The sequence below is a fragment of the Diaphorobacter sp. LI3 genome (assembly GCF_022807955.1).
GTDB classification, from domain to species: domain Bacteria; phylum Pseudomonadota; class Gammaproteobacteria; order Burkholderiales; family Burkholderiaceae_C; genus Diaphorobacter; species Diaphorobacter nitroreducens.
In genome coordinates, this window is sequence record NZ_CP094346.1 from 2,944,778 (window position 1) to 2,970,848 (window position 26,071).

Sequence of the window (26,071 nt, forward strand, 5' to 3'; positions counted from 1 at the left end):
AGCTGCTAGCGCTTACCCAGTAAGCGCTAGAGCCATTTTTGACTCTTAATAGTAATCGTCACCTGCGCCCACCGCCAGGTTCTCAAAGCGCGTCTGGTTCTTCTGGAAGAACAGCTTCACCGTGCCCGTGGGGCCGTTACGCTGCTTGCCGATGATGACTTCGGCAATGTTCGGCTCCTTGGACTCCTTGTTGTAGTAGTCGTCGCGGTAGATGAACATGATGATGTCCGCGTCCTGTTCGATGGCGCCGGATTCCCGCAGATCGCTCATCATGGGACGCTTGTCGGTGCGCTGCTCCACCGAACGGTTGAGCTGCGACAGTGCGATCACCGGGCACTGCAGCTCCTTGGCCAGCATCTTCAGGCCCCGCGAGATCTCGCCCAGCTCGGTGGCGCGGTTGTCGGAGCTGTTGCTGCCCGAGCCGCTCATGAGCTGCAGATAGTCGACCACGATCAGGCCGAGCTTGCCGCACTGGCGCGCCAGGCGGCGCGCGTTGGCGCGCAGCTCGGATGGGGTCAGGCCCGGCGTTTCGTCGATGTGCAGGCTCACGGTGCGCAGCCGCTCGATGGCTTCGGTCAGGCGCGGCCACTCCTCGTCGCTGAGCTTGCCGGTGCGCAGGTTGCCCTGATTCACGCGCCCGATCGAGCCCACGATACGCACCGCCAGCTGGGCGGCGCCCATTTCCATCGAGAAGATGGCCACCGGCAGGCCCTCGTTGAGCGCCACATGCTCGGCAATGTTCACGGCGAACGAGGTCTTGCCCATGGAGGGGCGTGCCGCGAGCACCACCAAGTCGCCTGCCTGCAGACCGCTGGTCATGCGGTCCAGGTCGGCGAAGCCCGTGGGCACGCCGGTCACGTCCATGGGGTTGTCGGCCATCTCCTGTACGCGGTCCAGCAGGTCGATCACGAGCGAGTCGAGCGACTGGAAGCCCTGCTTCATCCGCGAGCCCTCTTCGCCGATGGCGAAGATCTTCTGCTCAGCCTCGTCCAGGATGCGCTCCACCGGCCGGCCCTGGGGATTGAAGGCGTTGGTGGCGATGTCGTCGCTGGCGGTCACCAGCTTGCGCAGGATGGCGCGCTCGCGCACGATCTCTGCGTAGCGGCGGATGTTGCTGGCGCTGGGCACGTACTGCGCCAGGCTGTTCAGATAGGCCAGCCCGCCGATCTCCTCGGCCTTGCCCATGCCCTGCAGATGCTCGTAGACCGTGATCACGTCCGCGGGCTTGCTGGCGTTGATCAGCGCGCCGATGGCGGCGTAGATCTGCTGGTGCTCGTGGCGGTAGAAATCGCCATCCACCAGCAGGTCACCCACGCGGTCCCACGCCATGTTGTCCAGCAACAGGCCGCCCAGCACGCTGGACTCTGCCTCGATGGAATGGGGCGGAACGCGCAACTGGGCCACCTCGCGATCCAGCGATGGGACGACATAACTGTCAGGAAGGGTGGGCACAACGGCAGACATGGGACTCAGGGGCTTTCAGGAGGGCAAGCAGACGATGCTAGCGGGCGGTGCCACGCCCGTCATTGCACAACTCTGTGGATAAGGCGTGCAAAGGCAGTGGGCAGCAGGTGCACAGGTGCGGGTGAAAAAACAAAAGCCGCCCAAGGGCGGCTTTGTATGGCAGAGCCAGGGTGTGAACCGATCAGGCCGTTTCGCCGTAGACGGACACGGTGACTTCAACGGCCACGTCGGTGTGCAGGGCCACCGTGACGGTGTTGTCGCCCACGACCTTGATCGGGCCGTTGGGCAGGCGGACTTGCGACTTCACCACGTTGTAGCCTTGCTTGTTCAGCTCTTCGGCGATGTCATGGTTGGTCACGGAGCCAAACAGACGGCCGTCCACGCCAGCCTTCTGCGTCAGCTTGACGGTGGTGCCGGCCAGCTTTTCGCCTTGTGCCTGGGCGGCAGCCAGCTTCTCGGCGGCGGCCTTTTCAAGTTCGGCGCGCTTGGCCTCGAACTCGGCCTTGGCGGCTTCGGTGGCGCGGCGGGCGCGACCCGTGGGGATCAGGAAGTTGCGGGCGTAACCGTCCTTGACCTTGACGATCTCGCCGAGGTTACCGAGGTTCACGACCTTGTCGAGCAGGATGATTTGCATGGTAATCGTGCTCCTTAGATCTTGTGCTGGTCGCTGTAGGGCAACAGGGCCAGGAAGCGGGCGCGCTTGATGGCGGTGTTGAGCTGGCGCTGGTAGATCGCGCGCGTGCCGGTCAGGCGCGCGGGGATGATCTTGCCGTTCTCGGCGATGAAGTCACGCAGGGTGTCGACATCCTTGTAGTCGATTTCTTCGACGCCTGCGACCGTGAAGCGGCAGAAGCGCTTGCGCTTGAACAGCAGCGACTGGGTGTTGCGCTTCGGGCGCTTGTCCTTGTTGAATTTCTTGAACGTGGCCATTTTCGGACCTCTTGAAAATTAATCTTGTTGAATATCCTGGATGTGGAACACCAATCCCTTGCCGCCGCGCCCCGTGGCCAAGAAGCCCTGGAACCTCCAGACGCTTCCCAGCGCTTGCCGGGCCAGGCGCTCCGCAAGAGCGCCAAATGCGAGGGCTTTCACGCTGGCCTTGACCTGCCGATCCGCCCCGGCTTCCCGCTGGAGCGACTCGTGCTCGAGTCGTATATCCAGCGCCGGCAGGCCGGCGGGCGTGTAGCGCAGAGGCTGGACCTCGGCGATACAGGCTGTCAGGACCCAATGGTTGTTCACACCTCCTGGCTGACAGGCTGGTCGATCAGCGCTCGTTCGAAGCGGCAAACTCGGCCTGGCTGGCCTTGCGTGCTTCTTCGCGCTCGACGGTCTTCATCATGGAGGACGCGCCCGTTTCGGCCTTCTTCTTCTGCACCGTCAGGTGACGCAGCACGGCGTCGTTGAACTTGAAGGCGTGCTCGAGTTCGGCCATCACAGCCTGGTCGGCTTCGATGTTCAGGCACAGGTAGTGGGCCTTGGCCAGCTTGTTGATCAGGTAAGCCAGTTGACGGCGACCCCAATCTTCCACACGGTGCACCTGGCCGCCGCCGGCAACGATCATGCCCTTGTAGCGCTCCAGCATGGCCGGAACCTGTTCGCTCTGATCCGGATGGATCAACAAAATGATTTCGTAGTGACGCATGCAAACTCCTTTTGGATGACACCACCCGCCGCGTCGTGTAGCGGTGTGGCAAGGCAAAGCGCGAGATTATAGCAACGCGCGCTCACCTTGTACACTGCGCACCGTCCACACTCCTGCACGCGGCACGCCAAAGCCCCCGCGTTGCACGCAAAGAACGCCATTTGCACCATTCGCGCTTGAAAACCGCGGATGCGCCCCTAACTGGCGCGCACAAGCATTCCACATTCCAATTCAACCCGAGTCGACATGTCCGAGAACCAGAATCCCCCTCCCTCTCCTGAAGAGATTGAAGCGGCGATGTCCGCCAATGCCGCCGACGAACTGAACCGCCTGCAGGGCGAACTGGCCGAACTCAAAGCCAAGAGCGCCGACCTGGCCGATCAATTTTTGCGCGCCAAGGCCGAGGCCGAGAACGCCCGACGGCGTGCGGAGGATGAGGTAGCCAAGGCCCGCAAGTTCGGCATCGAGAGCTTCGCCGAAAGCCTGCTGCCTGTCTGCGACAGCCTGGACGCCGCCCTGGCCATCGAGAACGCCACGGCCGAGCAACTGCGCGAGGGGTCGGACGCCACCCTGCGCCAGCTGATGTCGGCGCTGGAGCGCAACAAGGTGGTCATCGTGAACCCCGAGGCCGGCACCAAGTTCGACCCGCACCAGCACCAGGCCATCAGCATGGTGCCCGCCGACCAGGAAGCCAACACCGTCGTGAGCGTGCTGCAAAAGGGCTATCTGATCTTTGACCGCGTCCTGCGCCCTGCGCTGGTCACGGTGGCCGCGCCCAAGTAAATAAATCTCAGCACCGCCGCTTGAAGACGGGCAAGTTATCCACAAGTTACTGGCTATCCAGCCATTTCAGACATCACGGAGAAAAACATGGGAAAAATCATCGGTATTGACCTGGGCACCACCAACAGCTGCGTGGCCATCATGGAAGGCAACAACACGCGCGTGATCGAGAACAGCGAAGGCGCGCGCACCACGCCGTCCATCATCGCGTACCAGGAAGACGGTGAGATTCTGGTCGGCGCCTCGGCCAAGCGCCAGGCCGTGACCAACCCCAAGAACACGATCTACGCCGCCAAGCGCCTGATCGGCCGCAAGTTCGAGGAAAAGGAAGTGCAGAAGGACATCGACCTGATGCCCTTCACCATCACCCGCGCCGACAACGGCGATGCCTGGGTGGAAGTGCGCGGCCAGAAGCTGGCCCCCCCGCAGATCTCCGCGGAAGTGCTGCGCAAGATGAAGAAGACCGCGGAGGACTTCTTGGGCGAGCCGGTGACCGAGGCCGTGATCACGGTTCCCGCGTACTTCAACGACGCCCAGCGCCAGGCCACCAAGGACGCCGGCCGTATCGCGGGCCTGGATGTGAAGCGCATCATCAATGAGCCTACCGCCGCCGCGCTGGCTTTCGGCCTGGACAAGCAGGACAAGGGCGACCGCAAGATCGCCGTGTATGACCTGGGTGGCGGCACGTTCGACGTGTCCATCATCGAGATCGCCGACGTCGATGGCGAAAAGCAGTTCGAAGTGCTGTCCACCAACGGCGACACTTTCCTGGGCGGCGAGGACTTCGACCAGCGCATCATCGACTACATCATCGGCGAGTTCAAAAAGGAACAGGGCGTGGACCTGTCCAAGGACGTGCTGGCCTTGCAGCGCCTGAAGGAAGCCGCCGAGAAGGCCAAGATCGAGCTGTCGAACTCCTCGCAGACCGACATCAACCTGCCCTACATCACGGCCGATGCCTCGGGTCCCAAGCACCTGAACATCAAGCTGACCCGCGCCAAGCTGGAATCGCTGGTGGACGAGCTGATCGAGCGCACCATCGCGCCCTGCCGCACGGCCATCAAGGACGCCGGCATCTCCGTGTCCGACATCGACGACGTGATCCTGGTCGGCGGCATGACCCGCATGCCCAAGGTGCAGGAAAAGGTCAAGGAATTCTTCGGCAAGGAACCCCGCAAGGACGTGAACCCCGACGAAGCCGTGGCCGTGGGCGCAGCCATCCAGGGCCAGGTGCTGTCGGGCGACCGCAAGGACGTGCTGCTGCTGGACGTGACGCCGCTGTCGCTGGGCATCGAGACCCTGGGCGGCGTGATGACCAAGATGATCACGAAGAACACCACGATCCCGACGAAGTTCGCGCAGACCTTCTCGACGGCCGAGGACAACCAGCCCGCCGTGACGATCAAGGTGTTCCAGGGCGAGCGCGAGATTGCCAGCGCCAACAAGCTGCTGGGCGAGTTCAACCTGGAAGGCATTCCCCCGGCGTCGCGCGGCACGCCCCAGATCGAAGTGACCTTTGACATCGACGCCAACGGCATCCTGCACGTGGGCGCCAAGGACAAGGGCACGGGCAAGGAGAACAAGATCACCATCAAGGCCAACTCCGGCCTGTCCGAGGACGAGATCCAGAAGATGGTGAAGGACGCCGAGCTCAACGCCGCCGACGACAAGAAGAAGCTGGAGCTGGTGCAGGCCCGCAACCAGGGTGAGGCCGCCGTGCACACGGTGAACAAGAGCCTGTCCGAGCACGGCGACAAGCTGGACGCCGGTGAGAAGGAAAAGATCGAGGCCGCCGTGAAGGACCTGGAAGCTGCCCTCAAGACCGAGGACAAGGCCGCCATCGACGAGAAGACCACCGCACTGATGGCTGCCAGCCAGAAGCTCGGCGAGAAGATGTACGGCGATGCGCAGGCCGCTCAAGGGGCCGAGGCTGCCGGTGCGCAAGCTGCCGCCAGTGGCTCCGCCGGCGCCGCCGCGCAGGACGACAACGTGGTGGATGCCGAGGTCAAGGAAGTCAAGAAGGGCTGATCGCGCCAGCGCATCCCGTGCCTAGCCGCCGCGTCGGGCCCCGCCAGCCGGGGTTCGCGCGGCGTTCGTGCTCCCAACCGGCCTGAAGATTGCCCATGTCCAAGAGAGATTTTTACGAGGTCCTTGGCGTTCCCAAGAACGCCTCGGACGACGAGCTCAAGAAAGCCTATCGCAAGCTCGCCATGAAGTACCACCCTGACCGCAACCAGGGTGACGCTGCCAAGCCCGCCGAGGAGAAATTCAAGGAGGCCAAGGAGGCCTACGAGATCCTGTCCGACGCACAGAAACGCGCCGCCTACGACCAGTACGGCCACGCGGGCGTAGACCCCAACATGCGTGGCGGCATGGGTGGCGCCGAGGGCTTTGGTGGCTTTGCCGAAGCCTTCGGAGACATCTTCGGCGACATGTTCGGCGGCGCGCGCGGGCGCGGCGGCCGGCAGGTGTACCGCGGCAACGACCTGTCCTACGCCATGGACGTCACGCTCGAAGAGGCTGCCAAGGGCAAGGAAGCGCAGATCCGCATTCCCAGTTGGGAAAGCTGCGAGACCTGCCACGGCAGCGGCGCCAAACCCGGCACCAGCGCCAAGACCTGCGGCACCTGCCAGGGCTCTGGCACGGTGCAGATGCGCCAGGGTTTCTTCAGCGTGCAGCAGACCTGCCCCCACTGCCGCGGCACGGGCAAGATCATTCCCGAGCCCTGCACGGCCTGCCACGGCCAGGGCCGGGTCAAGAAACAAAAGACGCTGGAGGTGAAGATACCCGCCGGCATCGACGACGGCATGCGCATCCGCTCCACCGGCAACGGGGAACCGGGCACCAATGGCGGGCCGCCGGGCGATCTGTACATCGAGATCCGCATCAGGAAGCACGACATCTTCGAGCGCGACGGCGACGATCTGCACTGCCAGGTTCCGGTGAGCTTCATCACCGCGGCGCTGGGTGGAGAGATCGAGGTGCCCACGCTGCAGGGCAAGGCGGCCATCGATATCCCCGAAGGCACACAGGCCGGCAAACAGTTTCGCCTGCGGGGCAAGGGCATCAAGGGGGTGCGCGCCAGCTACCCCGGCGATCTGTACTGCCACATCATCGTGGAAACCCCGGTCAAGCTCACCGAGCACCAGCGCAAGCTGCTCAAGGAACTGGACGAGTCGCTCAAAAAGGGCGGTGCCAAGCATTCGCCGTCCACCGAGAGCTGGACCGACCGGCTCAAGAGCTTCTTCAGCTGACCCCCTGGACAAGGCCCGCGGACAGCGGGCCTTTTTTTGCCTGGACTTTGGTCAATCCCGATCTGTTTATTCAGGAACGACCGGCCCATCGTTGACAAAAATCAGGTTATGGGTATTCACCGCGACCTAAGGTACGCAGCCTGCGCAGGATCAGACGATCCGCGCACAAGCCAGCCGAAAGAGCGCCCCCGTGACCGACCCAGCCCGCCAACCGACTTCCCCCGACATCCCTTCCGCACCCGAACTGGTCTGCCCCGCCGGCAGCCTGCCTGCACTCAAGGCGGCCGTTGACGGCGGAGCCGACTGCGTCTACCTCGGCCTGCGCGACGCGACGAATGCACGCAATTTCGCGGGTCTGAATTTCGATGAGGCGGCCATCCAGAACGGCATTGCCTACGCACATGCGCGCGGGCGCAAGGTGCTGCTGGCACTCAACACCTACCCGCAGGCCGCCAACCCCGCCCCCTGGCGCGCCGCCCTGGACCGCGCGGCCGCCTGGGGGATCGACGCCGTGATCATGGCCGATCCCGGCCTCATGCAATACGCCATGCGCCACCATCCGCAGCTGCGGCTGCACCTGTCGGTGCAGGGATCGGCCACCAACCACGACGCCATCAACTTCTACCACCAGCAGTTCGGCATCCAGCGCGCCGTGCTGCCGCGCGTGCTCTCGCTGGAGCAGGTGCGCCAGGTGATCGACCGCACGCCGGTGGAGATCGAGGTGTTCGCCTTCGGCAGCCTGTGCGTGATGGTCGAAGGGCGCTGCGCGCTGTCGTCTTATGCCACGGGTGAATCGCCCAACACGCACGGCGTGTGCTCACCCGCGAAGTTCGTGCGCTGGCAGGAGACGCCCCAGGGCCTGGAGTCGCGCCTGAATGGCGTGCTCATCGATCGCTACGGCAACGGCGAGAACGCCGGCTACCCCACGCTCTGCAAGGGCCGCTTCGACGTGGGCGACGAGAGCAACTACTACGCGCTGGAGGAACCCACCAGCCTCAACACGCTGGAACTGCTGCCCAAGCTTGTGAAGATGGGCGTGCGTGCCTTCAAGATCGAGGGCCGTCAGCGCAGCCCCGCGTACGTGGCCCAGGTGACCAAGGTCTGGCGCGAAGCCATCGACCACTGCATGGCGCAAGGCCACCTGTACAGCCCCAAGACCGCCTGGATGGCCAGCCTGGACCAGGTGGCCGAGGGCCAGCAGCACACGCTGGGCGCCTACCACCGCCCCTGGAAATGAAGTGCGAAGAACACCCCCTGTGCCGTTGCCCGGCAGCCTTGGCCTGGGTCACGCCGATTTATGCGGCGGGGACTGCGCTTGGCCCCCTGAAGAACTGAGAGCATCAAGATGAAACTAGCCCTGGGCCCGCTGCAGTACTACTGGCCGCGCGATACCGTTTTTGATTTTTACCAGGCCATGGCCGAGACGCCGGTGGACGTCGTCTACCTTGGCGAAGCCGTGTGCTCGCGCCGCCGCGAGCTGCGCCAGAGCGACTGGATCGACATCGCTCGCATGCTGCGCGACGCCGGCAAGCAGCCGGTGCTCTCCACCATGGTGCTGCTGGAGTCCACCTCCGACGTATCCGCCATGCACAAGATCGCCCAGGACGAGGAATTCCTCATCGAGGCGAACGACATGGGCGCCGTGCACCAGCTCGCAGGCAAGCGCGCCTTCGTCGCCGGCCCCCAGCTCAACCTGTTCAATGCCGATTCGCTGAACTGGATGGTCGGCCTGGGCGCCAGCCGCTGGGTCATGCCATTGGAGATGCGCCAGGCCGACCTGGCCGTGCTGCAGCAGCACAAACCCGCGGGGCTGGAGACCGAAGTCTTCGCCTACGGCCGCATGCCCTTGGCGTTCTCGGCGCGCTGCTTCACGGCACGCCACTACAACCTGCCCAAGGACGACTGCGGTTTTCGCTGCATCGAGCACCCGGACGGCCAGCTGCTGGCCACCCGCGAAGGCGAGGGCTTCCTGGTGCTCAACGGCATCCAGACCCAGTCGGCGCGCGTGCACAACCTCATCCAGGACGTACCTGCGCTGCGCGCGCTGGGCGTGGAACTGCTGCGCCTGTCCCCCCAATCGCAGCACATGGCAGAGGTCATCGCCGCCTTCGACGCGGCCCGCAAGGCGCCCCAACCCGATGCAGGTGCCCTTGACCGCATGCGCCCCCTGATGCCCGAGGCCCCCTGCAACGGTTACTGGCACGGCAAGCCCGGGCTGGATCTGGTGCAGCCCGCCGTGACATCCTGAGCCACCGCACTTACTCCTTCAAGCCATGACCGCTACCCCACCCGCACCGTTCACCCTGCCGCGCCCCGTGGGCGCCGTGCTCTCGCGTCTGCCCGCCTATCCGGGCTCGGTCCTGCTGGTTACGGCCATCAACCTGGCCCTGTCGCGCCACCTGCCGCAGGACGTGAAGGACCTGCTCAAGGACAAGCGCCTGTCCATCCGCGTGCGCGACGCGCGCGTGGCCTTCGACTTCACCTGGAACGGCCAGCGCTTTGCGCCCAGCGCGCCGCAGGCCAACCCGGACCTCGCGATCAGCGCCAATGCGCAGGACTTCGTGCTGCTGGCGCAACGCCGCCAGGACCCGGACACGCTGTTCTTCAACCGCCGCCTGGTGATGGAGGGCGACACCGAGCTGGGCCTGGTGGTCAAGAACGCGCTGGACGCCATCGACCTGCCCGTGCTCGACCCGCGCCACTGGGCGCCGCGCGCCGTGCTCTCGCGCTGGGCCCCGCAGCTTGCGCGACAATTGCCGCCTCTTCCGCCCTTCTTTGGAGGTCGTTCGTGACGGAACCTGCCCCTTGCGATGTCCACCCGCTGGTCTATTCCTGCTCCGGCTGCTCCAGCGCCGCGCAGCTGGCCAACCATGTCGCCGTGCGGCTGGATCGTGAGGGCGTGGCGGAGATGTCGTGCATCGCTGGCGTAGGGGGCGACGTGCCCAAGCTGGTCAAGCTGGCGCGCTCGGGCCGTCCCATCATCGCGCTCGACGGCTGCCCCCTGGTGTGCGTGAAAAGCAGCCTGGCGCGCCACGGCATTACGCCGGCACGCCACTTCCAGTTGCATGAATACGGCGTGAAGAAGCGCAACCACCAGGATTTCGACCCGGCCGAGGCCGCCCAGGTGCTGGCGCGCATCCAGGCCGACCTGCACGACCATCCCCTGCGCTCCAAGGCCGCCGCATGAGCCAGCCGCCCCGCCGCGTGATCGTGGGCATCTCGGGCGCCAGCGGCGCCGTGTATGGCGCACGCCTGCTGCAGGCGCTGCAAGACATGCCCAACGTGGAATCGCACCTGGTCGTCTCCGACGCCGGCTGGCGCAACCTGCGCCACGAGCTGGACATGGACCGCGCCAGCGTCGAGGCGCTGGCGGACGTGGTGCACGACCTCGCCAACGTGGGCGCCAGCATTGCCAGCGGCTCGTTCGCCGCGCACGGCATGGTGGTGGCGCCCTGCTCCATGCGCACGCTGGCGGCCGTGGCCCACGGCCTGGCGGACAACCTGCTCACGCGCGCGGCCGACGTGGTGCTCAAGGAGCGGCGCCGCCTGGTGCTGATGGTGCGCGAATCCCCTCTGCACCTGGTGCACCTGCGCAACATGGCGACGGTGACCGAGATGGGCGGCATCGTGTGCCCGCCCATGCCCGCGTTCTACCAGCGCCCCACCAGCGTGGGCGAGATCGTGGACCACAGCGTGGCCCGCGTGCTGGACCTGCTGGGGCTGGAGCACGCCCTGGCGCCGCAATGGCAGGGCCTGCCGTTGGACTCCTGAAACAATAGCTGCTAGCGCTTGCTGGATAAGCGCTGGAGCCTGATTTCATTCAAAGAATGCATTACCGCGACCTGCGCGACTTCATGGCCCAGCTGGAGGCCGCGGGCGAATTGCGCCGCATTGCCGAGCCCGTATCCCCTCACCTGGAAATGACCGCGCTGGCCGATCGCGTACTGCGCGCGGGCGGCCCCGCATTGCTGTTCGAGCACCCCACGGGCCATGCCATGCCGGTGCTCGCCAACCTGTTCGGCGCGCCCGGGCGCGTGGCCCGCGCACTGGGCGTGGCGGGGCTGCCGGAGATCCGCGCCTTCGGCGAGGTGCTGGCACAGCTCAAGGAGCCCGAGCCGCCGCGCGGCATGAAGGACCTGTGGGGCAAGCGCGATCTGCTCAAGACGCTGTGGAGCATGGCCCCGGCCACCGTGCGCCGCCCGCCCTGCCAGGAGGTGGTGTGGGAGGGCAGCGACGTCGACCTGACCCGCCTGCCCATCCAGCACTGCTGGCCTGGCGACGTGGCGCCATTGGTCACCTGGGGCCTCACCATCACGCGCGGGCCGCGCAAGGCACGCCAGAACTTAGGGATATACCGCCAGCAGCTGCTGGGCAAGAACCAGCTCATCATGCGCTGGCTGTCGCACCGCGGCGGTGCGCTGGACTTTGCCGACCACTGCCGGCTCAACCCCGGCCAGCCCTACCCGGTGGCCGTGGCCATCGGGGCCGACCCGGCCACCATCCTGGGCGCCGTCACGCCTGTGCCCGACACGCTGTCGGAATACCAGTTCGCCGGGTTGCTGCGCGGCGCGCGCACCGAAGTGGCGCCCGCTTTAGGCGTGCCGCTGTCGGTACCGGCCAGCGCCGAGATCGTGCTGGAAGGCCACATCCATCCCGATGCCAACCACAAGAGCGGCTGGCAGCACGCGCTGGAAGGCCCCTACGGCGACCACACTGGCTACTACAACGAGTGCGCCGAGTTCCCCGTGTTCACCGTCGAGCGCATCACGCAGCGCCAGGACGCCCTGTACCACAGCACCTACACGGGCAAGCCGCCCGACGAGCCGGCCATGCTGGGCCTGGCGCTGAACGAACTGTTCGTGCCGCTGCTGCAGCGCGCCTTCCCGGAGATCATCGACTTCTACCTGCCGCCCGAGGCCTGCAGCTATCGCATGGCCGTGGTGCGCATCCGCAAGGCCTATGCGGGCCACGCGCGGCGCGTGATGATGGGCGTGTGGAGCCACCTGCGCCAGTTCCTCTACACCAAGTTCATCGTGGTGGTGGACGAAGACGTGGACGCGCGCGACTGGAAGGAAGTCATCTGGGCCCTGACCACACGCATGGACCCGGCGCGCGACACCCTGTTGATCGAGCACACGCCCATCGACTACCTGGACTTCGCTTCACCCGTGGCAGGCCTGGGCAGCAAGATGGGACTGGACGCCACCAACAAATGGCCCGGGGAGACCCAGCGCGAATGGGGCCGTCCCATGGCTATGGATGCCGGCGTGAGCCAGCGCATGAACGCGCTGGCCGACGCGCTGGGACTGTAGAACCCGTCTGCGATCGCCTCGCCGGGTGGGCGAAGCCGCAGGAAGCCTTCCAAGGAGACCCCCATGACCACGACACCGCCCCGCTGGGACCCGCAAGCCCCCGAAGTCCTGCGCGACCAGCGCGCCGCCTACGACCAGCTGCGCGAGCGCTGCCCGCTGGCGCACAGCGACGCGCAGCACTGGTCCGTGCTGCGCCACGCCGAGGTCATGCAGGTGCTGCAGGATCACGCCACCTTCAGCAGCGCGGTGTCGGCCCACCCGGCCGTGCCCAACGGCTACGACCAGCCCCTGCACACGCAGTACCGCCGCGCGCTTGACCCGTTCTTCGCCCCCGAGCGCATGGCGCACTTCGAGCCCGTGTGTCGCGCGCTGTCGGCCGCCACGGTGCAGGAGGCCCTGGCCCTGGGCGGCGAGCTGGAGATCACCCACGAGTTCGCCCTGCCCTTCGCGGTACGCGTGCAGTCCGCGTTCCTCGGCTGGCCCACGCTGCTGCAAGACGAGCTGCTCGGCTGGCTGCGCCGCAGCCAGGCCGCCACCCGCTCGGGCGACCGCACGCAGACCTCGGCCGTGGCGCAGGAGTTCGAAGACCTGGTCGGGCGCGTGCGCCAGGCCCGCCTGGAGGCGCCGCCCACGCAGGACATCACCAGCGAACTGATGCACACCCGTGTGGAGGGCCGTCTGCTGGACCTGCGCGAGCTTGCCAGCGTGCTGCGCAACTGGACGGTGGGCGAGGTCGGCACGATTGCCGCCTCCATCGGCATCCTGCTGCACTGGCTGGCGAGCCACCCCGACTGGCAGCAACGCCTGCGCGCGCAGCCCGGCCTCTTGCCCACGGCCATCGACGAGGTGCTGCGCATCGACGGCCCGCTCGTGGCCAACCGCCGCATCACCACCCGCGACGTGACGCTGGGCGGCTGCCCCGTGCCGATGGGCGAGCGCCTGTCCATCCACTGGATCGCTGCCAACCGCGACCCGCGCGTGTTCGGCGACCCGGATGAGTTCCGCATGGACCGCGATCCCGCGCTCAACCTGCTGTATGGCGCAGGCATCCACGTCTGCCCCGGCGCGCCGCTGGCGCGGCTGGAACTGCGGGTGCTGATGGAGGAGTTGCTGGCGCGCACCAGCGCCATCGCACTGCCCGCAGGCCATGCGCCTACGCGGGCCACAGCCCCGGACGCCGGCTACGCCGCGTTGCGGGTGCGTTTGCATCAAACACCCGCGTAGCGCCGCCTGCTACGCTGACGGTCGTCACTTCACAAAGCCATTCCATGTCCGTCAGCATCACTTTCCTCGGCGGGGCCGGCACCGTCACCGGCTCCAAATACCTCGTACGCCACGGCGGCCAGGCGCTGCTCGTGGACTGCGGCCTGTTCCAGGGCTACAAGCCGCTGCGCCTGCGCAACTGGAACCCGCTGCCGGTGGCGCCGCAGGACATTGACGCCGTGCTGCTCACCCATGCCCACCTGGACCACTCAGGCTACCTGCCGCTGCTGGCCAAGGACGGCTTTGGCGGGCCGGTGTTCTGCACGGCCGGCACGCGCGATCTATGCGCCATCCTGCTGCCCGACAGCGGCCATCTGCAGGAAGAAGACGCGGCTTTCCTCAACCGGCACAAGCTCAGCAAGCACGAACCCGCCCTGCCGCTGTACACGCGCCTGGACGCGCAGCACTGCCTGTCGCTGCTGCAAGTGCAGCCCACGCACCAGACCTTCGAGCCCATGCGCGGCTGGCGCGCCACCTTCCAGAATGCAGGCCACATCATGGGTGCGGCCAGCGTGCTGCTGGAGGTGGGAGGGCGGCGCATCCTGTTCTCGGGCGACCTGGGCCGCCCGGACGACCTGCTGATGCATGCGCCCGACGCCCCGCCCGCGGCCGACACCGTGCTCATCGAGTCCACCTACGGCGACCGCAGCCACCCGCCCGGCACGGTGCTGGACGAGCTGGGGCCCGCGCTGGCACGCTTGGCCGCGCGTGGCGGCGTGGCGGTGGTGCCGGTATTCGCCGTGGGGCGCGCGCAGACGGTGATGTACGCCATCGCCCAGTTGAAGGCCCGCGGCGAAGTGCCTTCCGGACTGCGCGTGTACCTGGACAGCCCCATGGCCGTGAGCGCCACGGAGCTGTTCCAGAACCACCTGAGCGAGACCCGGATCAACCGCTCCGAACTGCACGCCATGGCGCGCGGCACGACGCTGGTGCACAGCGTGGACGAGTCCAAGGCGCTGGCCCGCCTGCACGGGCCGCGCGTGATCCTGTCGGCCAGCGGCATGGCCACCGGCGGGCGCGTGCTGCACCATTTGGCGCTGCACGCGGGCGACCATCGCAACATGATCATCCTCACCGGGCACCAGGCGGGCGGCACGCGCGGCGCCCGCATCGCCGCGGGCGAAAAAACCATCCGCATCCACGGGCGCGACGTGGCCATCCGTGCCGAGGTGGTGCAATTGGCCACGGCCTCGGCCCACGCCGATGGCGACCAATTGGTGGCCTGGCTGCGCTCCATGCCCTCCACACCCCGGCAGGTTTACGTGGTGCATGGGGAGATGGCTGCGGCCGACATGCTGCGCCAGCGCATCGACCACGCGCTGGGCTGGCCCGTGGAGGTTCCCGAGCATGGCGACAGCGTAACGCTCTAAAACAAGAGCCAGAACAGCCTCCAGCGCTTATCTGATGAGCGCTGGATGCTATATTTTTCATAGCAAATCCGCCGCTATGCCCCATCCAGCGGCATGTGAGCCATCGCGTATCGCGATGACAACCGGCGGATATACAGGGGAAAATAGGGGAATCACCTCGTCAAACGAGAAGTCGCTCCACCCCCCGATGAAAAGCTCAGAGCGCAGCTTTGCGCGCCGCATTGACCTCACCTCGCTGCAACTGTTCGTGGCCGTCTGCGAACTGGGCAGCATCGGCCGCGCGGCCGAGCGGGAGTTCATCGCCGCCTCGGCGGTGAGCAAGCGCCTGTCCGACCTGGAGGCTGCGGTCGACACGGCCCTGCTGTACCGCCACAGCCGCGGCGTGACGCTGACCCCCGCCGGCGAAAGCCTGCTGCACCACGCGCGCAACGTGCTGTTCGGACTGGAGCGCATGCAGGGTGAGCTTTCCGAGTACGCCGACGGCGTGCGCGGCCATGTGCGCATGCACGCCAACATCTCGGCCATCGTGCAGTTCCTGCCCGAGGACCTGGGCGCGTTCGCCCAGGCACACAGCCAGATCAAGATCGATCTGCAGGAGCACCTTTCGCCCGACGTGCTGCAGGCCGTGCACGAAGGCGCGGCGGATCTGGGGATCTGCAACGTACCCGCCACGGCCGCCCACGAAGGCCTGCAAAGCCGCCCCTACCGCAGCGACCGGCTGGTGCTGGTCGTGCCCCAGACGCACGCCCTGTCGACCCGCGCATCGATCCGCTTTGAGGAAGTGCTGGACTGGGACATCGTCGGGCTGCACGCGGGCAGCAGCATCAGCCTGGCCATGCGCCAGGCCGCCGCGCAGGCCGCGCGCCCGCTGCGCCAGCGCATCCAGGTCACCAGCCTGGACGCGATGTGCCGCATGATCGACAACGGCCTGGGCGTGGGCCTGCTGCCCGACCGGGCGTTTTCGCTGATGCGCGGCGTGGGGCAACTGGCCGCCGTGCCGCTGGACGAGCCCTGGGCCCGGCGCGCGCTGCGCCTGGTGGCGCGCGACTTCGAGGCCCTGCCCGTCACGGCACGGCTGCTGGTCGAACACCTGGCGCCCGCGCCTGCCGCGACGCCCGCCGAGGACGGCGACACCCCCACCTAGAATTCTCACCACCCCACTGAACCCAAGAAACGAGACTGCCATGGGACGCACCCTGTACGACAAGATCTTCGACGAGCACGTCGTCCACACGGAAGAGGACGGCACCGCCGTGCTCTACATCGACCGCCACCTGGTGCATGAGGTGACCAGCCCGCAGGCCTTCGAGGGTCTGCGCGAGGCGGGCCGCAAGGTCTGGCGCGTGAGCTCCATCGTGGCCACGGCCGACCACAACACTCCCACCACCGGTTGGGAGCGCGGCTACGACGGCATTGCCGACCCCATCAGCAAGGAGCAGATCGTCACGCTGGACAAGAACATCCAGGAGTCCGGTGCGGCGGCGTTCTTCCCGTTCCTGTCCAAGCGCCAGGGCATCGTGCACGTGATCGGCCCCGAGAACGGCGCCACCCTCCCGGGCATGACCGTGGTCTGCGGCGACAGCCACACCAGCACCCACGGCGCGTTCGGCGCGCTGGCCCACGGCATCGGCACCAGCGAGGTCGAGCACGTGATGGCCACGCAGACCCTGCTGGCCAAGAAGGCCAAGAACATGCTGGTCAAAGTGAATGGCAAGGTCGCCCCTGGCATCACGGCCAAGGACATCGTGCTGGCCATCATCGGCAAGATCGGCACCGCCGGCGGCACGGGTTACACGATTGAATTTGCCGGTGAAGCCATCCGCGACCTAAGCATGGAAGGCCGCATGACCGTGTGCAACATGGCCATCGAAGCCGGCGCGCGCGCGGGCCTGGTGGCAGTGGACGACAAGACGATCAACTACGTGAAGGGCCGCCCGCTCGCACCCACGGGCGTGGAGTGGGACCAGGCCGTGGCGTACTGGAAGACGCTGCACTCGGACGCGGACGCCAAGTTCGACGCGGTGGTGGAGTTGAACGCCGCCGAGATCGTGCCGCAGGTCACCTGGGGCACCAGCCCCGAGATGGTGCTGGGCATCGACGCCGTGGTGCCCGACCCGGACAAGGAGAAGGACCCGTCCAAGCGCGGCGCCATCGAGCGTGCGCTGACCTACATGGGTCTGCAGCCCGGCAAGCCGATGGATGACATCTTCGTGGACAAGGTGTTCATCGGCTCGTGCACCAACAGCCGCATCGAGGACATGCGCGAAGCCGCCGCCGTGGTGAAGAAGCTCGGCCAGAAGGTCGCCAAGAACATCAAGCTGGCCATGGTGGTACCTGGCTCGGGCCTGGTGAAGGAACAGGCCGAACGCGAGGGGCTGGATGCGATTTTCAAGGCCGCGGGCTTTGAATGGCGCGAGCCCGGTTGCTCCATGTGCCTGGCCATGAATGCCGACCGCCTGGAGCCCGGCGAGCGCTGCGCTTCCACGTCCAACCGCAACTTCGAAGGCCGCCAGGGCGCGGGCGGGCGCACGCACCTCGTGAGCCCCGCCATGGCCGCGGCCGCCGCCATCCATGGCCACTTCGTGGACATCCGCCAGTTCGCTTAAGGAGCCTCCCACCATGAACAAGTCTCTCGCCGCCCTGCTCGCGCTGGCCTTCGTGCTGGCCGGCTGCAACACCGTCAAGGGCATGGGCCAGGACGTGCAGCGCGCCGGCAGCGCCATCGAACGCGCCGCCAAGTAGGCCCCTCCACACCGCCATCCCAGGAGCTCCGCATGAAGAAAGCCCTCGCCTGCCTCGCCACCACGCTGCTGCTGGCCAGCCCCGCCCTGTCGTGGGCCGCCAACCGCGCCTGCGTCATCGAAGGCAGCATCACCTTCAGTGGCAAGACCACGCAGGTCAAGGACTGCATGGAATTCGCCGCCGGCGTGCCCGACGACCAGATCAAGGGCAGCTGCGGCGGCCTGGCGCAGATGTCCGCCCAACTGGGCGGCAAGCCCGGCAAGGTGAGCTACCTGCCGCAGTGCCCGCGCCCGGCCAGCGGCGCCTGCAAGGGGCTGATGGGTCAGCCCGTGGATGCCTACTACTACAACCTGACCGCCGATGCGCTGCAGGACAAGCGCAAGGCCTGCGAAACCTCCAGCGCACAGATCAAGGCCGGCACTTGGACCAACGGCCAGTAAGCCCGCGGGCCCCAACGCCACTTCTTTCCGGACACACCACCATGCAGAAATTCACCCTCCACAAGGGCCTCGTCGCCCCCATGGACCGCGAGAACGTCGATACCGACGCCATCATCCCCAAGCAGTTCCTCAAGTCGATCAAGAAGACGGGCTTCGGCCCCAACCTGTTCGACGAATGGCGCTACCTCGACAAGGGAGAGCCGGGCGTGCCCGAATCCCAGCGCAAGCCCAACCCCGACTTCGTGCTGAACCAGCCGCGCTACCAGGGCGCGAGCATCCTGTTGGCGCGCAAGAACTTCGGCTGCGGCTCCAGCCGCGAGCACGCGCCCTGGGCGCTGGACCAATACGGTTTTCGCGCCATCATCGCGCCAAGCTTCGCCGACATCTTCTTCAACAACTGCTTCAAGAATGGCCTGCTGCCCATCGTGCTGCCCGAAGCCACGGTGGACCAGCTGTTCAACGAAGCGGCCGCCTTCCCCGGCTACCAGCTCACCGTGGACCTGGAGCGCCAGGTGGTGGTGCGTCCCCAGGGCGAGGAGACCCCCTTCGACGTGGTGCCGTTTCGCAAGTACTGCTTGCTCAACGGCTTTGACGACATCGGCCTGACGCTGCGCCATGCCGACAAGATTCGCGCGTTCGAAGCCGCACGCCTGGCCAGCAAGCCGTGGCTGAGCCACACCATGGCCGCGTGACCCACCACCGGCCCTGACCGATTGATTACAAGCAAAATCAGCCTCTAGCGCTTGCCTATCAAGCGCCAATAGCTATCAAAACAGAAGTGAATGACCATGAAAATCGCAGTTCTGCCGGGTGACGGCATTGGCCCCGAGATCGTCGCCGAGGCCGTCAAGGTGCTCGAAGCCCTGGACCTGAAGCTGGAGATGGAGATTGCACCCGTGGGCGGCGCCGCCTACGAGGCCGCGGGCCACCCGCTGCCGGAGTCCACGTTGAATCTTGCCAAGAGTGCCGACGCCATCCTGTTCGGCGCCGTGGGCGACTGGAAGTACGACACGTTGGCGCGCCCGCTGCGCCCCGAGCAGGCCATCCTGGGCCTGCGCAAGCACCTGGGCCTGTTCGCCAACTTCCGTCCCGCGATCTGCTACGAGCAGCTCACGCACGCCTCCAGCCTCAAGCCCGAGCTGGTGGCTGGCCTGGACATCCTCATCATCCGCGAGCTGACCGGCGACATCTACTTCGGCCAGCCGCGCGGGCGTCGCACCGCCGCCGACGGCCACTTCCCCGGCGCCGAGGAAGCATTCGACACCATGCGCTACAGCAAGCCCGAGATCGAGCGCATCGCCCGCGTCGCGTTCGAGGCCGCGCGCAAGCGCAACAAGAAGGTCACCAGCGTGGACAAGGCCAACGTGCTGGAAACCTTCCAGTTCTGGAAGGACGTCGTGACCGAGGTACACAAGGACTATCCCGACGTGGAGCTGCAGCACATGTACGTGGACAACGCGGCCATGCAGCTCGTGAAAGCGCCCAAGGCGTTCGACGTGATCGTCACCGGCAACATGTTCGGCGACATCCTCTCCGACGAAGCCTCCATGCTCACCGGCTCCATCGGCATGCTGCCCTCGGCCAGCCTGAACGATAAGAAGCAAGGCCTGTACGAGCCCAGCCACGGCAGCGCCCCGGACATCGCCGGCAAGGGCGTAGCCAACCCCCTGGCCACCATCCTCAGCGCCGCCATGATGCTGCGCTTCAGCCTGAACCAGGAAGAAGCCGCGCGCCGCATCGAAGCCGCGGTGCAGCAGGTGCTGGCCCAAGGCCTGCGCACGCCTGACATCTACAGCGACGGCACCACCAAGGTGGGCACGGCACAGATGGGCGATGCCGTGGTGAAGGCCCTCGCTGCCTGACGGGCAGCCTCCCGCACAACGCGACAGCGGCCCTTCGGGGCCGCTTTTTCGTGGCGCGCAAGCAGCACCAGCGGCCACGCGGCATCGCAAGTCCGGATCCGGCCAGACGCATCGCCCACGGGCCGGGAGACTCTTCCTTCACCCAACCCGAAGGAGCGTCCCATGTCCCACCAACCGTCCCTCTCCCAGCGCGTCGCCATCGTCACCGGCGCCAGCTCCGGCATCGGCCGCGCAGCGGCCCTGCTTTTCGCGGAGGCCGGTGCGGCCGTCGTCGTGGGCGCACGGCGCCAAGCGGAGCTGGACCAACTCGTCGCTGCCATCACCCAGCAGGGAGGGTCGGCTGCGGCAGTGGCCGGCGACGTGCGCGACGAGGCCTACGCACAAGCGCTCGTCGCCACTGCCGTGGAGCGTTTTGGCGGCCTCGATATCGCCTTCAACAATGCGGGCACCATGGGGCCGCTGCAACCCACGCCGGACGTGCAGTCGAGCGATTGGCGCGACACCCTGGAGACCAACCTCACCAGTGCCTTCCTGGGCGCCAAGCACCAGATTCCCGCAATGCTGGCGCGCGGAGGTGGTTCAATCATCCTCACCTCCACCTTCGTGGGGTATACCGCCGCATTTGCGGGCACGGCCGCGTATGCCGCGAGCAAGGCCGGCCTGATCGGCCTGACCCAGGCACTGGCCACGGAGTTCGGAGCGAAGGCCATCCGTGTGAATGCCTTGCTGCCCGGCGGCACCCTCACCCCCATGGCGCGCGCCATGAACGGAACACCCGAGGCGCTGTCCCAGGTCGCCCAACTGCATGCACTCAAGCGCCTGGCGCAGCCCCGGGAGATTGCCCAGGCCGCGTTGTACCTGGCGTCCGACGCGGCAACGTTCGTCACCGGAACAGCCATGCTGGTGGATGGCGGGGTGTCCATCCAGCGGGGATGACCGCAGCGCAGCGGTGATGGCGGCATGCCCAGCCATGGGCCTGCATGGGTTCCGCTACAATGCCCAGCTATGTTTGCCGCCCGCCCGTTCGCCCTGAACACCGCCTCTGCCGCCAAGGCACGCAAGGCTGCGCGCGCAATCACCAAAACCACGACCATTACGGGCTGATCCAGCTCCGGCATCGTCGTGCGCCCTCCCTGGCCTAGACGAGCCGGGGGCGGAAGAAAGCAGCCACCGGTCGCGTGCGTACTGTTTTTTACTTTGAAAGGGCGATGAAATGAGCAAGTTGGTAGGTTTGGTCGGCTGGCGCGGCATGGTCGGCTCGGTCCTGATGGACCGCATGGCGCAGGAAAAGGACTTCGATCTGATCGAGCCCCTGTTCTTCTCCACCTCGAACGCAGGCGGCAAGGCGCCCGCCCAGGCCAAGAACGAGACCACGCTGCAGGACGCGTTCGACATCGAACAGCTCAAGCGCTGCGACATCATCCTCACCGCACAGGGCGGCGACTACACCAACGAGGTGTACCCCAAGCTGCGCGCGGCCGGCTGGAACGGCCACTGGATCGACGCCGCCTCTGCCCTGCGCATGGAAAAGAACGCGGTCATCGTGCTCGACCCGGTGAACATGCCCGTCATCAAGAACGCACTGGCGAACGGCGGCAAGGATTGGATTGGCGGCAACTGCACCGTGTCCTGCATGCTGATGGGCGTGGGTGCGCTGTACAAGGCCGGGCTCGTCGAGTGGATGAGCACCCAGACCTACCAGGCGGCCAGCGGCGGCGGCGCGCAGCACATGCGCGAACTGCTGACGCAGTACGGCACGCTGAATGCCGAGGTGAAGGCCCTGCTCGACGATCCCAAGAGCGCCATTCTGGAAATCGACCGCAAGGTCATCGCCAAGCAGCGCAGCCTGTCGGGCGCGGAGACGGCCAATTTCGGCGTGCCGCTGGGCGGCTCACTCATCCCGTGGATCGACAAGGACCTGGGCAACGGCATGTCCAAGGAAGAGTGGAAGGGCATGGCCGAGACCAACAAGATCCTGGGCCAGGGGGAAGGCTTCAACACCGCCGCAGTGCCGGTGGACGGTTTCTGCGTGCGCGTAGGCGCCATGCGCTGCCACAGCCAAGCACTGACCTTCAAGCTCAAGAAGGATGTGCCCGTGGCCGACATCGAAGCCATGATCGCTGCCGACAACGACTGGGTGAAGGTGGTTCCCAATACGCGTGAGGCGACGCTGAAGGACCTGACTCCCGTGGCCGTCACCGGCACCATGACCATTCCCGTCGGCCGCATCCGCAAGCTGGCCATGGGTCCGGAGTATGTGGGCGCGTTCACCATCGGCGACCAGTTGCTGTGGGGCGCCGCCGAGCCGCTGCGCCGCATGCTGCGCATCCTGCTAGACGCCTGACGCAGATTCAACGCCACCTTCGGGTCTAGCCGTTCCGTTAAGGTGTTGCTAAGCCCTTGATTCAAGCCCCTCTGCTTCGGCACGAGGGGCTTCGTTTCTTTGGTCGCTATAAGGGACATGCTGAATTTCAAGCCCCTTTCCCTAGGCGTCGCGCTCGTGTGTGCCGCCAGCTTCCTCACTGCCTGCAACGACGAGCCCGCTCCGGACTTCAGGGGCAGCACTCCCGTGGCATACGGCAATCGGACTGTCTCTCTGAGCGTTGAGGCTTGGCGAGACAATGGCAGCCAGCCTTGTCGTGTCCTTATCAGAGGCGCTGAAGTAACAAATTGGGTCAAACCAACCGGTATTCTGCCGCGGATGACCCTAGCCCCGGCAGTAGTGCTGGCCTGCACAGGGCGGAGCCCGTACCTTTCCTCGGTGAGCGGCGAGGGTGAAGGGGGTGTAGCCGAATGGGAAGAGTCCTCGGGGCCTGAATCGGGAGCCCCCCTCTCTGTCTACCAAGTGCGAGTGAGCTCCCTGACTGCGGACCAAGCTCACCTCGAACTACGGGTCCTACGCGGCAAGTGACTCGCTTGCGTGAGCCACGGGGCCGGAGGGCTTGAGCGACCGAGCGGCAGGCGCGCGGCGTCTTTCGGGCGGTTCGGGAGTGAAATAGATGATGTCTTCGGGCGCTATGGGTCCGCGCGCCAGCCCCAGCCGCATTGCCGGCGTTTTCCCGTCCCGGCCAACCTCGCAGTAGTTGAAGTACGTCCGGAAGATGCCGAGCACCTTCACCAGGACTTCGGGGTTGTAGGCGCTCTTCCCGAACCAGAGACGTCGGTCGGTGTTGGCGCTGGCCACCGCGCGTTCTGCCAGCGTGAGGCCTCGCCGGACCTGCATAAAGAAGCGGTCGACAGCGGTAAGGGTGGCTTTCAGGTGCAGTAGCGCCTGGTGGCTAAGCTGGAGCCGACGCTTGTCCGGTTCGGTTTCGACCGGGTCGATATCGGTCAGCCAGCAAACGGATTTCTCAGGCTCACGCATCTCCGATATGGGATGGCGGAACCAGCGGTCCCCCCACTTGCCGATGGCAACCATGCGCGCCAGTTCTTCCTCGGCAGCCAGAAGTTCTGCAGCCTCAGGGGTTACCCCGTATTTCTCCGCTAAGCGCGCCAGACGCCGCTTGGTTGCACCAACCAGCGCGCGCTTCATGTCCACTGACATATCTTTGAGCACCTTGACATAGAAAGCGTCAGCCGTCCGGTCCAGAACCCTTTTCGGCACGGCCGTCAGAATGGCCGCACGTATGCCCGACTCCTGGTCTGTGAAGAAGCGAATCTTCTTGGCACGGCAGAGCAGTCGAGTGACAAGCTGGATGTGGGCGTACATCACCACTTGCTCATGCAGCAGCATGCCCTTTACGGGGGCACGGGATGAGTTCGCGGGGCCTTCACCATCTTCTATATCGGGGCGACCTAAGGCTGCGTCGTACGTCTCTTCGATGACCGATTCCATAGGCTTTCGGGAGGTACCTCCGCGAGGCGCCGCCCTCTCAGCCGCAGCATTCCAATCAGCCGGTAGCCAGACTCTCGCGTAGCGGCGAAACGCTCTGGCAAGTGCATGGTCGCCAAAGCGAACCATGTCCTTCTCTACGTCAGCAGAGTCCAGCGCAGGGTCAAAGTTGACGTTGACCCCGAACACATAGCCCGTAGCCTGGTCGGCCGTTGCAATGGACAGCAAAAGTGTGTTCTTTCGCACCTTCTTAGAGTGCCAGTTCACCACCAGCTTTTGCCGGTCAACCGACAGATATCTTGAGCCTAGGTCGTCGCGTCCCATGAGGGTTCGCTCACGCTCGCCGGCGAACATCTGGGCCTGCTCATAGAGGAAGTCGATGCGGTCGTATAGCTGGCTGGGGGAGATATCGAGGACCTTGATGATGCGCCGCAGCGGCATGGCGTTCATCAGATGCACCAAGATATCGCGATTGGAGTGACTGCGACGTTGGCGCTTGGTTGACCGGCCGCCGAAGGAGAACGCCTTCTTGCAGCCGACACACTTGAACCGGGGAGTTCCGTGGGCGTTGGTGCCGAAGCGAGTCACATTCTCAAGGGATGGCGCCCCCTCCGATAGAGAGCAGGCCTCGTTCGGACACTGCGGGAGTACTGGTTCAAGGTACTCCGACATGCGCATAAGCTCCTCGGCAATCGCCAAGTTGCTCTGCATAGGGGTGATTTCCTCGCACAGGCGGCACTTCAGTGCCGGCTGGTCCTTACCGGTAGCGACCACGGTGTAGTCGCCTGGGCCAACGGAAGAAGCTGGAGTACCGGCCCCGCCTCGGGCAACCGCAAGCTTGGGCGGTACGCCGAAGTTACCGCACTTGGGGTTCTTGCAGTGATTGACTTGAATACCCGCCGCGGCCGGCGGAAATCTAGGCGGCCACTTAGTCGGCTTTACTGAAGTTGGATGAGATTTTTCCTTGGACAAAGAAACGCCCTAGTCGTTGACTAGGGCGGAATTTTGAGCCATTACAGCTTTCTTAGCAACACTTTAACAGAACGGCTAGCCGCGGCAGGCGGGCGTTTTTCAGAGGGCTGGGGGCGCGCTTATTCCAGCGTGAGCTTCTGCTTTTGCACCACCTGCTTGTACACGCCGAACTCGGCCTTGATCTGCTCGGCGAACTGCTCGGGCGTGTTGGCGACGATGATCGAGTCGGTGTCCTCGATGCGCTTGCGTACGGCGGCATCTTCCAGCGCCTTCTTCACGCCGCCGTTGATCTTGTCCACCACCTCCTTGGGCAGGTTCTTGGGACCCAGAATGCCGTAGTAGGCCATGCGGTTCACCGGCTCCAGGCCCACTTCCTTGAAGGTGGGCACATTGGGCAGTGCCGCCACGCGCTGCGGCGCGGACACCACGATGGGCACGAGCTTGCCGCTCTTGATGAAGGGCAGCGCCGAGGGCAGGTTGTCGAAGATGATGGGCACCTGACCCGCCACGGTGTCGTTGAGTGCCGGACCCGCGCCGCGGTAGGGAATATGCGTGACGAAGCTGTTGGTGAGGCTCTTGTACAGCTCCATCAGCAGGTGGCCGATGCCGCCTGTGCCCGAGGACGCGTACGAGTACTTGCCGGGGTTCTTCTGGATCTCCGCCAGGAAGGACTTGTAGTCCTTGGCCGGGAAGCTGGGGTGCACCGCGATGATGTTGGGCGTGGCCGCGATGTTGATGATGGGCGTGAAGTCCGTGATCGGGTTGTACGGGATCTTGGAGTTGATGGCCGGATTGGCCGCCGTGGTGGACACGGTGGCCACGCCCAGGTTGTACCCATCGGGTGCTGCGCGCGCCGTTTCCTGCGCGCCAATCACGCCGCCGCCGCCGCCCCGGTTCTCCACCACCACCGACTGGCCGAGCGCGCGCGACAGTGGGTCGGCGATCACGCGGGCGATGATGTCGGTGGTGCCGCCGGGCGCGAAGGGCACTAGCAGCTTGACGGGCTTGTTGGGGTAGCCCTGGGCGAAGGCGGTGCCCGCGGTGGCCGCCAGCGCCAAAGCCAGCAGGTTGCGACGTTGCATGCGAAATCTCCTCATCAAATTGTGTTTGGTGGAAAAAACAGGGGGTAGGCGGC

At 65.8% G+C, this 26,071-nt stretch carries 26 protein-coding genes; 19 read left to right on the forward strand and 7 right to left on the reverse strand.

Going from position 1 to position 26,071, the window contains the following annotated elements; translation table 11 throughout:
* Positions 1-45 precede the first annotated feature (45 nt).
* The 5 genes from dnaB to rpsF all read right to left on the reverse strand — a co-directional run bounded on the left by dnaB (position 46) and on the right by rpsF (position 3,106).
* Complete coding sequence (gene dnaB, locus MRB47_RS13655; RefSeq protein ID WP_252100966.1) at positions 46-1,464, reverse strand: replicative DNA helicase; 1,419 nt, start codon at positions 1,462-1,464, stop codon at positions 46-48.
* Positions 1,465-1,645: 181 nt separating this feature from the next.
* Positions 1,646-2,098 (reverse strand): 50S ribosomal protein L9, encoded by a 453-nt coding sequence (rplI, locus tag MRB47_RS13660; protein ID WP_011806334.1) that lies wholly within the window; start codon positions 2,096-2,098, stop codon positions 1,646-1,648.
* Between the two features lie 14 nt (positions 2,099-2,112).
* The gene (gene rpsR, locus MRB47_RS13665; protein WP_011806335.1) at positions 2,113-2,394 is read right to left on the reverse strand and encodes a 30S ribosomal protein S18; all 282 of its coding nucleotides are present in this window, start codon (positions 2,392-2,394) and stop codon (positions 2,113-2,115) included.
* Positions 2,395-2,412: 18 nt separating this feature from the next.
* Positions 2,413-2,703: a primosomal replication protein N gene (gene priB, locus MRB47_RS13670; protein ID WP_011806336.1), complete on the reverse strand. Its 291-nt coding sequence runs from the start codon at positions 2,701-2,703 to the stop codon at positions 2,413-2,415.
* Between the two features lie 25 nt (positions 2,704-2,728).
* Complete coding sequence (gene rpsF / locus MRB47_RS13675; RefSeq protein ID WP_011806337.1) at positions 2,729-3,106, reverse strand: 30S ribosomal protein S6; 378 nt, start codon at positions 3,104-3,106, stop codon at positions 2,729-2,731.
* Between the two features lie 246 nt (positions 3,107-3,352).
* Between rpsF and grpE the strand changes: the two genes are divergently transcribed.
* The 19 genes from grpE (at position 3,353) to asd (ending at position 22,476) form a co-directional block, all read left to right on the forward strand.
* Positions 3,353-3,889: a nucleotide exchange factor GrpE gene (grpE, locus tag MRB47_RS13680; RefSeq protein WP_011806338.1), complete on the forward strand. Its 537-nt coding sequence runs from the start codon at positions 3,353-3,355 to the stop codon at positions 3,887-3,889.
* 87 nt (positions 3,890-3,976) lie between these two features.
* Positions 3,977-5,917 carry a molecular chaperone DnaK gene (gene dnaK / locus MRB47_RS13685; protein ID WP_252100967.1) on the forward strand — a complete coding sequence of 647 codons (1,941 nt, stop codon included), beginning with the start codon at positions 3,977-3,979 and terminating at the stop codon, positions 5,915-5,917.
* A 95-nt stretch (positions 5,918-6,012) separates the two neighbouring features.
* Entirely contained in the window at positions 6,013-7,143 is a 1,131-nt protein-coding gene (gene dnaJ, locus MRB47_RS13690; protein ID WP_015913930.1) for a molecular chaperone DnaJ, read from the forward strand.
* 190 nt (positions 7,144-7,333) lie between these two features.
* On the forward strand, positions 7,334-8,380 hold the full coding sequence (locus MRB47_RS13695; protein WP_252100968.1) for a peptidase U32 family protein: 1,047 nt from the start codon (positions 7,334-7,336) through the stop codon (positions 8,378-8,380).
* A gap of 108 nt (positions 8,381-8,488) precedes the next feature.
* A complete protein-coding gene (locus MRB47_RS13700) occupies positions 8,489-9,391 on the forward strand; it encodes a U32 family peptidase (RefSeq protein WP_252100969.1) in 903 nt (300 codons plus the stop codon).
* A gap of 25 nt (positions 9,392-9,416) precedes the next feature.
* Complete coding sequence (locus tag MRB47_RS13705) at positions 9,417-9,935, forward strand: SCP2 domain-containing protein (RefSeq protein ID WP_135148583.1); 519 nt, start codon at positions 9,417-9,419, stop codon at positions 9,933-9,935.
* Complete coding sequence (locus MRB47_RS13710; protein ID WP_015913934.1) at positions 9,932-10,330, forward strand: putative zinc-binding protein; 399 nt, start codon at positions 9,932-9,934, stop codon at positions 10,328-10,330. The genes MRB47_RS13705 and MRB47_RS13710 overlap by 4 nt, the downstream gene beginning before the upstream one ends.
* On the forward strand, positions 10,327-10,914 hold the full coding sequence (locus MRB47_RS13715; RefSeq protein ID WP_011806345.1) for a UbiX family flavin prenyltransferase: 588 nt from the start codon (positions 10,327-10,329) through the stop codon (positions 10,912-10,914). Before MRB47_RS13710 ends, MRB47_RS13715 begins: the two co-directional genes overlap by 4 nt.
* 56 nt (positions 10,915-10,970) lie before the next feature.
* Positions 10,971-12,455 (forward strand): 4-hydroxy-3-polyprenylbenzoate decarboxylase, encoded by a 1,485-nt coding sequence (gene ubiD, locus MRB47_RS13720; RefSeq protein WP_252100970.1) that lies wholly within the window; start codon positions 10,971-10,973, stop codon positions 12,453-12,455.
* Positions 12,456-12,518: 63 nt separating this feature from the next.
* Complete coding sequence (locus tag MRB47_RS13725; protein ID WP_047350750.1) at positions 12,519-13,679, forward strand: cytochrome P450; 1,161 nt, start codon at positions 12,519-12,521, stop codon at positions 13,677-13,679.
* Positions 13,680-13,723: 44 nt separating this feature from the next.
* A complete protein-coding gene (locus MRB47_RS13730; protein WP_252100971.1) occupies positions 13,724-15,088 on the forward strand; it encodes an MBL fold metallo-hydrolase in 1,365 nt (454 codons plus the stop codon).
* Between the two features lie 187 nt (positions 15,089-15,275).
* On the forward strand, positions 15,276-16,232 hold the full coding sequence (locus MRB47_RS13735; RefSeq protein ID WP_047350751.1) for a LysR family transcriptional regulator: 957 nt from the start codon (positions 15,276-15,278) through the stop codon (positions 16,230-16,232).
* A 40-nt stretch (positions 16,233-16,272) separates the two neighbouring features.
* Complete coding sequence (gene leuC / locus MRB47_RS13740; RefSeq protein WP_011806350.1) at positions 16,273-17,694, forward strand: 3-isopropylmalate dehydratase large subunit; 1,422 nt, start codon at positions 16,273-16,275, stop codon at positions 17,692-17,694.
* Positions 17,695-17,707: 13 nt separating this feature from the next.
* Positions 17,708-17,830, forward strand: a complete 123-nt coding sequence (locus MRB47_RS13745) for an entericidin A/B family lipoprotein (RefSeq protein ID WP_011806351.1) — start codon at positions 17,708-17,710, stop codon at positions 17,828-17,830.
* A gap of 32 nt (positions 17,831-17,862) precedes the next feature.
* On the forward strand, positions 17,863-18,270 hold the full coding sequence (locus MRB47_RS13750) for a hypothetical protein (protein ID WP_011806352.1): 408 nt from the start codon (positions 17,863-17,865) through the stop codon (positions 18,268-18,270).
* 41 nt (positions 18,271-18,311) lie between these two features.
* Positions 18,312-18,962, forward strand: coding sequence for a 3-isopropylmalate dehydratase small subunit (gene leuD / locus MRB47_RS13755; RefSeq protein ID WP_252100972.1), 651 nt, complete (start codon positions 18,312-18,314; stop codon positions 18,960-18,962).
* A gap of 96 nt (positions 18,963-19,058) precedes the next feature.
* A complete protein-coding gene (gene leuB / locus MRB47_RS13760) occupies positions 19,059-20,132 on the forward strand; it encodes a 3-isopropylmalate dehydrogenase (protein ID WP_252100973.1) in 1,074 nt (357 codons plus the stop codon).
* Positions 20,133-20,294: 162 nt separating this feature from the next.
* Positions 20,295-21,068: an SDR family oxidoreductase gene (locus MRB47_RS13765; protein WP_252100974.1), complete on the forward strand. Its 774-nt coding sequence runs from the start codon at positions 20,295-20,297 to the stop codon at positions 21,066-21,068.
* 277 nt (positions 21,069-21,345) lie between these two features.
* A complete protein-coding gene (asd, locus tag MRB47_RS13770; RefSeq protein WP_015913943.1) occupies positions 21,346-22,476 on the forward strand; it encodes an aspartate-semialdehyde dehydrogenase in 1,131 nt (376 codons plus the stop codon).
* A 552-nt stretch (positions 22,477-23,028) separates the two neighbouring features.
* Here asd and MRB47_RS13775 read toward each other — a convergent pair.
* Both MRB47_RS13775 and MRB47_RS13780 read right to left on the reverse strand, forming a co-directional pair.
* Positions 23,029-24,936, reverse strand: coding sequence for a hypothetical protein (locus tag MRB47_RS13775; protein WP_252100595.1), 1,908 nt, complete (start codon positions 24,934-24,936; stop codon positions 23,029-23,031).
* 119 nt (positions 24,937-25,055) lie between these two features.
* Complete coding sequence (locus tag MRB47_RS13780) at positions 25,056-26,018, reverse strand: tripartite tricarboxylate transporter substrate binding protein BugE (RefSeq protein WP_047349579.1); 963 nt, start codon at positions 26,016-26,018, stop codon at positions 25,056-25,058.
* Positions 26,019-26,071 lie beyond the last annotated feature (53 nt).

Coding starts and splice junctions, on each gene's coding strand:
- rpsF (WP_011806337.1), bottom strand. CDS start 3,106: ATGCGTCACTACGAAATCATTTTGTTGATCCATCCGGATCAGAGCGAA.
- leuC (WP_011806350.1), top strand. CDS start 16,273: ATGGGACGCACCCTGTACGACAAGATCTTCGACGAGCACGTCGTCCAC.
- rpsR (WP_011806335.1), bottom strand. CDS start 2,394: ATGGCCACGTTCAAGAAATTCAACAAGGACAAGCGCCCGAAGCGCAAC.
- dnaJ (WP_015913930.1), top strand. CDS start 6,013: ATGTCCAAGAGAGATTTTTACGAGGTCCTTGGCGTTCCCAAGAACGCC.
- MRB47_RS13750 (WP_011806352.1), top strand. CDS start 17,863: ATGAAGAAAGCCCTCGCCTGCCTCGCCACCACGCTGCTGCTGGCCAGC.
- MRB47_RS13705 (WP_135148583.1), top strand. CDS start 9,417: ATGACCGCTACCCCACCCGCACCGTTCACCCTGCCGCGCCCCGTGGGC.
- ubiD (WP_252100970.1), top strand. CDS start 10,971: ATGCATTACCGCGACCTGCGCGACTTCATGGCCCAGCTGGAGGCCGCG.
- MRB47_RS13725 (WP_047350750.1), top strand. CDS start 12,519: ATGACCACGACACCGCCCCGCTGGGACCCGCAAGCCCCCGAAGTCCTG.
- MRB47_RS13765 (WP_252100974.1), top strand. CDS start 20,295: ATGTCCCACCAACCGTCCCTCTCCCAGCGCGTCGCCATCGTCACCGGC.
- asd (WP_015913943.1), top strand. CDS start 21,346: ATGAGCAAGTTGGTAGGTTTGGTCGGCTGGCGCGGCATGGTCGGCTCG.
- leuB (WP_252100973.1), top strand. CDS start 19,059: ATGAAAATCGCAGTTCTGCCGGGTGACGGCATTGGCCCCGAGATCGTC.
- dnaB (WP_252100966.1), bottom strand. CDS start 1,464: ATGTCTGCCGTTGTGCCCACCCTTCCTGACAGTTATGTCGTCCCATCG.
- MRB47_RS13745 (WP_011806351.1), top strand. CDS start 17,708: ATGAACAAGTCTCTCGCCGCCCTGCTCGCGCTGGCCTTCGTGCTGGCC.
- MRB47_RS13735 (WP_047350751.1), top strand. CDS start 15,276: ATGAAAAGCTCAGAGCGCAGCTTTGCGCGCCGCATTGACCTCACCTCG.
- grpE (WP_011806338.1), top strand. CDS start 3,353: ATGTCCGAGAACCAGAATCCCCCTCCCTCTCCTGAAGAGATTGAAGCG.
- rplI (WP_011806334.1), bottom strand. CDS start 2,098: ATGCAAATCATCCTGCTCGACAAGGTCGTGAACCTCGGTAACCTCGGC.
- MRB47_RS13730 (WP_252100971.1), top strand. CDS start 13,724: ATGTCCGTCAGCATCACTTTCCTCGGCGGGGCCGGCACCGTCACCGGC.
- dnaK (WP_252100967.1), top strand. CDS start 3,977: ATGGGAAAAATCATCGGTATTGACCTGGGCACCACCAACAGCTGCGTG.
- MRB47_RS13780 (WP_047349579.1), bottom strand. CDS start 26,018: ATGCAACGTCGCAACCTGCTGGCTTTGGCGCTGGCGGCCACCGCGGGC.
- MRB47_RS13700 (WP_252100969.1), top strand. CDS start 8,489: ATGAAACTAGCCCTGGGCCCGCTGCAGTACTACTGGCCGCGCGATACC.
- leuD (WP_252100972.1), top strand. CDS start 18,312: ATGCAGAAATTCACCCTCCACAAGGGCCTCGTCGCCCCCATGGACCGC.
- MRB47_RS13715 (WP_011806345.1), top strand. CDS start 10,327: ATGAGCCAGCCGCCCCGCCGCGTGATCGTGGGCATCTCGGGCGCCAGC.